The 5,407-nt window shown below is 68.7% G+C and carries 6 protein-coding genes and 1 pseudogene; 2 read left to right on the forward strand and 5 right to left on the reverse strand.

Features of this window, described 5'->3' with window-relative positions; all coding sequences use genetic code 11:
* Positions 1–265 precede the first annotated feature (265 nt).
* The 5 genes from AQI88_RS41320 to cas1 form a co-directional block, all read right to left on the reverse strand.
* Entirely contained in the window at positions 266–1,075 is an 810-nt protein-coding gene (locus tag AQI88_RS41320; RefSeq protein ID WP_067010853.1) for an ATP nucleotide 3'-pyrophosphokinase, read from the reverse strand.
* A 467-nt stretch (positions 1,076–1,542) separates the two neighbouring features.
* Positions 1,543–2,214, reverse strand: coding sequence for a formylglycine-generating enzyme family protein (locus AQI88_RS41325; RefSeq protein ID WP_067010854.1), 672 nt, complete (start codon positions 2,212–2,214; stop codon positions 1,543–1,545).
* A gap of 583 nt (positions 2,215–2,797) precedes the next feature.
* On the reverse strand, positions 2,798–2,965 hold the full coding sequence (locus AQI88_RS44500) for a DUF1918 domain-containing protein (RefSeq protein ID WP_079058172.1): 168 nt from the start codon (positions 2,963–2,965) through the stop codon (positions 2,798–2,800).
* Between the two features lie 401 nt (positions 2,966–3,366).
* Positions 3,367–3,495, reverse strand: a complete 129-nt coding sequence (locus AQI88_RS49240) for a hypothetical protein (RefSeq protein ID WP_425264588.1) — start codon at positions 3,493–3,495, stop codon at positions 3,367–3,369.
* A gap of 141 nt (positions 3,496–3,636) precedes the next feature.
* Complete coding sequence (gene cas1 / locus AQI88_RS41335; RefSeq protein ID WP_244184631.1) at positions 3,637–3,972, reverse strand: CRISPR-associated endonuclease Cas1; 336 nt, start codon at positions 3,970–3,972, stop codon at positions 3,637–3,639.
* 2 nt (positions 3,973–3,974) lie between these two features.
* Between cas1 and AQI88_RS45615 the strand changes: the two are divergent.
* Both AQI88_RS45615 and AQI88_RS41340 read left to right on the forward strand, forming a co-directional pair.
* A pseudogene (locus AQI88_RS45615) lies at positions 3,975–4,097 on the forward strand (DNA-binding response regulator); the annotation flags it as partial.
* An 80-nt stretch (positions 4,098–4,177) separates the two neighbouring features.
* On the forward strand, positions 4,178–5,155 hold the full coding sequence (locus tag AQI88_RS41340; RefSeq protein WP_067010888.1) for an ATP-dependent DNA ligase: 978 nt from the start codon (positions 4,178–4,180) through the stop codon (positions 5,153–5,155).
* The last annotated feature ends 252 nt before the right edge of the window (positions 5,156–5,407 follow it).

Below are 5,407 nucleotides of genomic sequence, written 5' to 3' on the forward strand. Positions count from 1 at the left end.
TTAGGCGGGCTCGTAGCCGGTGGCGGGGGGGGTAGCGTGCGTGGGTCACGTTCCTTGCAGATCACGTAATCGCCGGTTGGTTTGGCCTACCCGGGCATGTGCGCTCGGCGTTTACAGGATGTGGCTCAACCTGGACCAGGGGCGCCCGACGAGATCGAGCAGCGAAGGGCCTCCGGCCTTCAGCGGAGGGGCAAAGCCGTCCGCTTGGGCGGCCGTCCCCTGAGGGCGCAGCCCCGGGCAGGCAGCCGGGGCTGCGCAGTGGGCGTCAGGCTGCTGGCGCCAGACGAGTGGCGGGTGGAGCGAGGGCCGGAGCGCCGTCCGGGACGGGTACTGCGGCGAAGATCGCGTCCTGCTGGTCCTGCAGTTCCTTCTTGCGCTCAGGACTGGTCGACGGCAGCCGCTGCTCCTCGTACAGCTTGTGCGTCTCCTCCTGGGCGCGCTTGCTCGCCGGGGTGTGGAACTGCACCTCGAACAGCTGCCGCGAACCGGGCGCACGCCAGCCTGCATTGAGTCCCTTGTAGCCCTTCTCTCGGCCCCAGGTGTTGGACCACTTCGTGGTGTCGCTGCCCCAGGCGGACAGCAACTCCGAGGCGATGGTGACACCGGTGACGTAGTCGCCGTCGGGCCATTGGAGGGTGTAGCGCACCGCGTCACTCAGGCGCGCCAGAATGTCGTCGGTGTTGCGCTCCGGATGCTCCTTGAGGTCCGTGGCGACCTTCCGCTTGAGGGAGTCGGGGGACTTGAGGCGGTAGTCGAATCCGACGAGCTCGGCCCGGCTGATCGCGGCGGCAGCCCGTACATCGCGGCTGATCGACGGCTCCGCCGCGCGGGCACGGGCAAGGTACGCGTCGACCTTGCGGTTGTCCGCACGGTTCAGGCACAGTCCGTCGCGCTTCCAGCCATCCGGATCGTCGTCGCACTGCCCCGCACCGCCACCGCCCCGCATGGCGGTGGCGGGCTTGCCCGTCGTGTCGGAGGGATCGGCGGCGTACGCGGTGAGCCCGGTCGTGGCCGTGGCCAGGGCGAGAGCGGCGGCCAGTACGGCGGCCGCCCGGCCCAGGTGGTGCGTGCTCATACGGCGGAGTGTCCCTTCTTGGCGCGTGACACCGCCTGCACCGGATGAACAGGGAGAGCGGTGATCGTCGCCGGGGACAACAGGAGGAAGGACGGAGAAGTACCGCGAAGCAGCCCCAAATATGGAGCATTGGCGTGATGGCGCCGTCCGGCGGCGGAATCGTGCCGCGGAGCGGTGCTGTCAGCCGCCCGCCGAGCCGCTGACCGTCTCGACGAACCTTGGACGCCCAAACGCGGCAGCCGCGCACCGACCTACAGCGGGACCGGTCAAAGTCCGGTGAGATCAGTCAAGTTCGGTGAGACGGGTCACCGGTCGTTCGCCGTGAGGATCAGCCATGTTGTCCTGTCTCTGTCGATTTGGTCCGTGTCTCAAGTGAACGGGTCCGATTCGCTCGATGTCTCAGACGATCGGGTCCCCAGGTTGTTCGATCGGCGGACATTGCGTCTGGGGACGGACGCGAACCGTCGTCACACGAGGGAACGCGCGATGCGGAATCCGACGTCGTCGACCTGGAAGGTCGGGTGGCTGCGGCGCCGCGCGGAGGCCCGGCAACTCCAGTGCTCGTCGAACCAACCACCGCCACGGAGTACCCGGTAGGTGCCGTAGGCCTCGGCGTCGTAGACGTCCCAGCACCAGTCCCAGACGTTGCCGAGCATGTCGTAGATCCCCCACGGGTTGGGGCGTTTGCCGCCCACGTCGTGGATGCGTTCGTGCGAGTTACCGCGGTACCAGGCAATCTCGTCGAGCTCCCCGTAACGCGGTCCTGCCGTACCGGCACGGCAGGCGTGCTCCCACTCGGCTTCGGTCGGCAGTCGGTACCCGTCGGCGGACGCGTCCCACTCGATGCCTTCGCCGTCGGCATGGAAGCGGTACGCGGGTGTGAGCCCGTCGCAGTGGGAAAGGGCGTTGCAGAACCGCGCCGCGTCCCACCAGGAAACGCACTCGACGGGCAACTGGTCCCCGTAGGCGGTACTCGGCCGCTGGCCTGTGATCTGGGCGTACAACGCCTGGGTGACTGGGAATGCCGCGAGCTGGTAGGGCGCAAGCTCGACCGACCAACTGCGCTGCGTCCGCCGGTCCGACAGCGTCACCTGCCCCGGCGGGATGGCGATCATCTCGTTCCCCGTCATCACGTCCATGATCAGGAGATCCTAACGAGACCTGCCGGTGCGGAATGGCAGTGCCGAACCAGATCGACTGAGACAGCACCCGGCACCCAAGCGCCCTGGACCAGATCAACTGGGATTCCCGACGGCCAGGCATCTCACCCGATCTGGTCGCCGCAGGTCAGGGCTCTGCCCGCAGACCAGATCGTTTGAGACGGGACACATGTGTCGGGCCTGTCGCAGTAGCCCGGCCGGGACGGGGATAAGGCGTGTCCGACGCGTCAGGTGACTGGACTTGCAGCACTCGGTACCAGTACGGCCAGCTCTTCATCACACCGGAGGGACTGACGGACACGCCTCTTCCCTCTGGGAGGAATAATTCCTGAGCCGGGCTGAAGTCCTCATGCTCCGGCCGGGCAGGGCTGGGTGGATAACGACGCAGTCAGGCGAAGCACCTGCTGGCAGAACCCTCGTCACGTTCCTGGGAGGGTGCTGATACCGGGAGCGCCGGGCCAGGGCCAGGAGGCTGCCGCCGAGGGTGCCAGTCGATGGTGGCCGCCACCATCGAAGTCGATGTCCGGTAGTCCGAAGGGCGATCCGGCTATGGCTCCGGTGACTACTCGTCGGGCATTCGCGGTTCGATCAGGCAGACCGGCCCCGGATAGACCAGGCCTTCATGGCCATCGGAGAACCTGACCATGTACGGCGGTTCACCGTCTGGGCCGCGCACCTCGATGATCTCGCCCTGTCGCTGATCAAGCCCCACCACCCGCCTGTCGGACATCACTCGGGCGGACTAGTCTCTCGTCGCACCCAAGCTTGAGCAGTCTCATCGCTCCCTGAGCGGTCGAGCCATGGGCGCCACGTAATCCTCACGAGGTGTCAGGTGTCGCCGCTGTGGAGATCGAGGTCGAACGGCTCCAGACGGAGACCGGGCGGGCTGCGCGGCCTTCGGTCCTCTCGCAGTAGCCCGGCTGCGGCCCCGTACCGGAAGCCATGGCTATTCCCTGATCAAGGCGGCCAAGGGCGTGAACACCTGCTCCTGGTCGTCCCTTCGGCTTCCTGCACTGTTGTCGGGCTACGACGCTATGCCTCACCGCCTGATCGTCGGCGAGGCGGAGTCGTCCCTCTCCCTCTCCGCGAGCGCAGCTGACAGCTGGCGTGGTCATCGATCATGTTCCGCAGTCAGAGGATGTCGCCGGGACCACCGAGAGAGACACCCAAGACCGATGTCTCGACGAGATCGGGCGAGCGGGTGGTGTACGTGACGATGCTGTCGTATGCCGGATCGATGGCGGCAGTGAGGGTGGACATGAGAGCGCGGTACTGAGCAGGAGAAAGTTCGCCCTGGAAGACACTGCGCTGGGTCCAGTGAAGGTACTTACGGCAGGTCTTGAGGACCTTTGGGTTCCGTTCGGCTGCGGTGTCGTAGACGAGGATGACGAAGATGGCCGGTCACCACCAGGGACGGAAGGGCTTGTAGGGCGTGTCCTCGAGGCACAAGCGAACGACCTTGAGTGCCTCCAGGTGGATCAGCTCCTCGTAGCTGACCTGACGCTTCAGAGTGCGGTGGTACACGGTGGTCGCGAGTTCCTCCTTGACCAAGGCCGCGATCTTCTTGCGGCCGTTCTTACTGAGTGCGGCGCGGCCGACGTCCGTCTCGAAGTCGCTGGGCTTGAGATGTTTCTGGGCGGCCGTGCGCTTGAGGAGGCGTTCCGCGAAGAGGGGCTTGAAAGGTTCGGCGAGGTCGAGGGCGAGGGTGTTGCGGCGGCGGTCGGCGTCGCAATGCAGGAAGCCTGCGCTCGCACGTCCACCGGGCCATGACGAAGCCGGCTGCCCGTGACCGCGCCCAACTCGTGGCGCCGGTCTATCAGTCGGGGCTCGTGGAGGCGCGGCCCTGGACGGTCGGCCGCTGAGAGGGGCCCGTTCAGGGGAACCGGTGCCGAAAGGCGCGTGAGGGCGCCGGGAGCGGTCGACACCTTCAGCCGTGACCGCCGTGCCCCTGCCGCTCATCGCGCCGATGCTCGCCACCCCCGGCTCGCTGCCGCCCGCCGCCCAGGACCGGCGGTGGGCGTACGAGACCAAGCAGGACGGCCAGCGGGTGATGGTCTACCTGCCCGGCGACGGCAGCATGCTGCTGCGCGCCCGGTCCGGCGAGGACATCACCGCCGCCTACCCCGAACTGAGGCCGCTCGGCACCGCTGTGGGCACCACGCCCGCCGTCCTGGACGGCGAGGTGCTCGCCCTGGACGAACAGGGGCGCGCCGACTTCCAGTTGCTGCAGAGCCGGATGGGTCTCGCGCACGCCCCCGCGCGGGCGGCACGCCGGGCCGCCCAGGTGCCGGTCCACCTGGTGCTGTTCGACGTTCCGTACCTGGAGCGCCCCCTGCTGCGGCTTCCCTACGCAGAGCGGCGGACGCGGCTGACGGAGCTGGGCCTGGCCGGGCCGTACTGGTCGACGCCCAGGGCCGTGACCGGACACGGCGCCGAGGCGCTGCGGGCCACCCGGGAGCACGCTCTGGAAGGTCTGGTGTGCAAGCGGCTGGACTCGGTGTACGAGCCAGGGGTGCGCTCCCGCGCCTGGATCAAGATCCGGAACATGCGCAGCGAGGATGTGATCGTCGGGGGCTGGCTGCCCGGCAAGGGGCGGCTGACCGGGCTGCCGGGCGCGGTGCTGGTCGGCCAGCGCGCCGGCGGCCGGCTGCGGTACGTCGGCGGGGTGGGCACCGGCTGGAGCGAGGCGGAGCGGACGGAACTGGCGGCACTGCTGCGGGCCGCCGCGAGCGGCCGGTGTCCCTTCGACCCGGTGCCCCGGATCGCGGACGCGCACTGGGTGCTGCCCCGGCTCGTCGGCGAGGTCAGCTACAGCACCCGGACCCGGGCCGGGATGCTGCGCCAGCCGTCGTGGCTGCGGCTGCGTCCGGACCTCACCCCCGAGGAGTCGGCCGCGGACCTGCCGGAGGGCTTCGGCTGAGCCCGCCCGCACGTCCAGGATGTCCTGGCGGCGGGACACCCGGCGGGAGCACCGGACTCCCTTGCCCGGCAAGGCCGTTCACGACGGCTCCGGCTGCGGCCCGAAGGGGGCGGCTTTCGCGGTCGCCGGGCATCACCGTCGGCCCGGCGGCCCGACCCGTCACCACAGCCGGTCTCGGTAGACGCCCGCCCGGCCACACACCCGGCAAGACCACTCACAACAGCCACGACTCCAACCCAAAAACAGCAGGCA

Origin of the sequence: Streptomyces cellostaticus (genome assembly GCF_001513965.1) — a bacterium.
GTDB lineage: Bacteria > Actinomycetota > Actinomycetes > Streptomycetales > Streptomycetaceae > Streptomyces > Streptomyces cellostaticus.

Excerpts from the sequence above, each read along its gene's own strand:
- AQI88_RS41320 (WP_067010853.1), bottom strand. The coding sequence starts at position 1,075 with ATGAGCACGCACCACCTGGGCCGGGCGGCCGCCGTACTGGCCGCCGCT.
- AQI88_RS41325 (WP_067010854.1), bottom strand. The coding sequence starts at position 2,214 with ATGGACGTGATGACGGGGAACGAGATGATCGCCATCCCGCCGGGGCAG.
- AQI88_RS44500 (WP_079058172.1), bottom strand. The coding sequence starts at position 2,965 with ATGTCCGACAGGCGGGTGGTGGGGCTTGATCAGCGACAGGGCGAGATC.
- AQI88_RS49240 (WP_425264588.1), bottom strand. The coding sequence starts at position 3,495 with ATGTCCACCCTCACTGCCGCCATCGATCCGGCATACGACAGCATCGTC.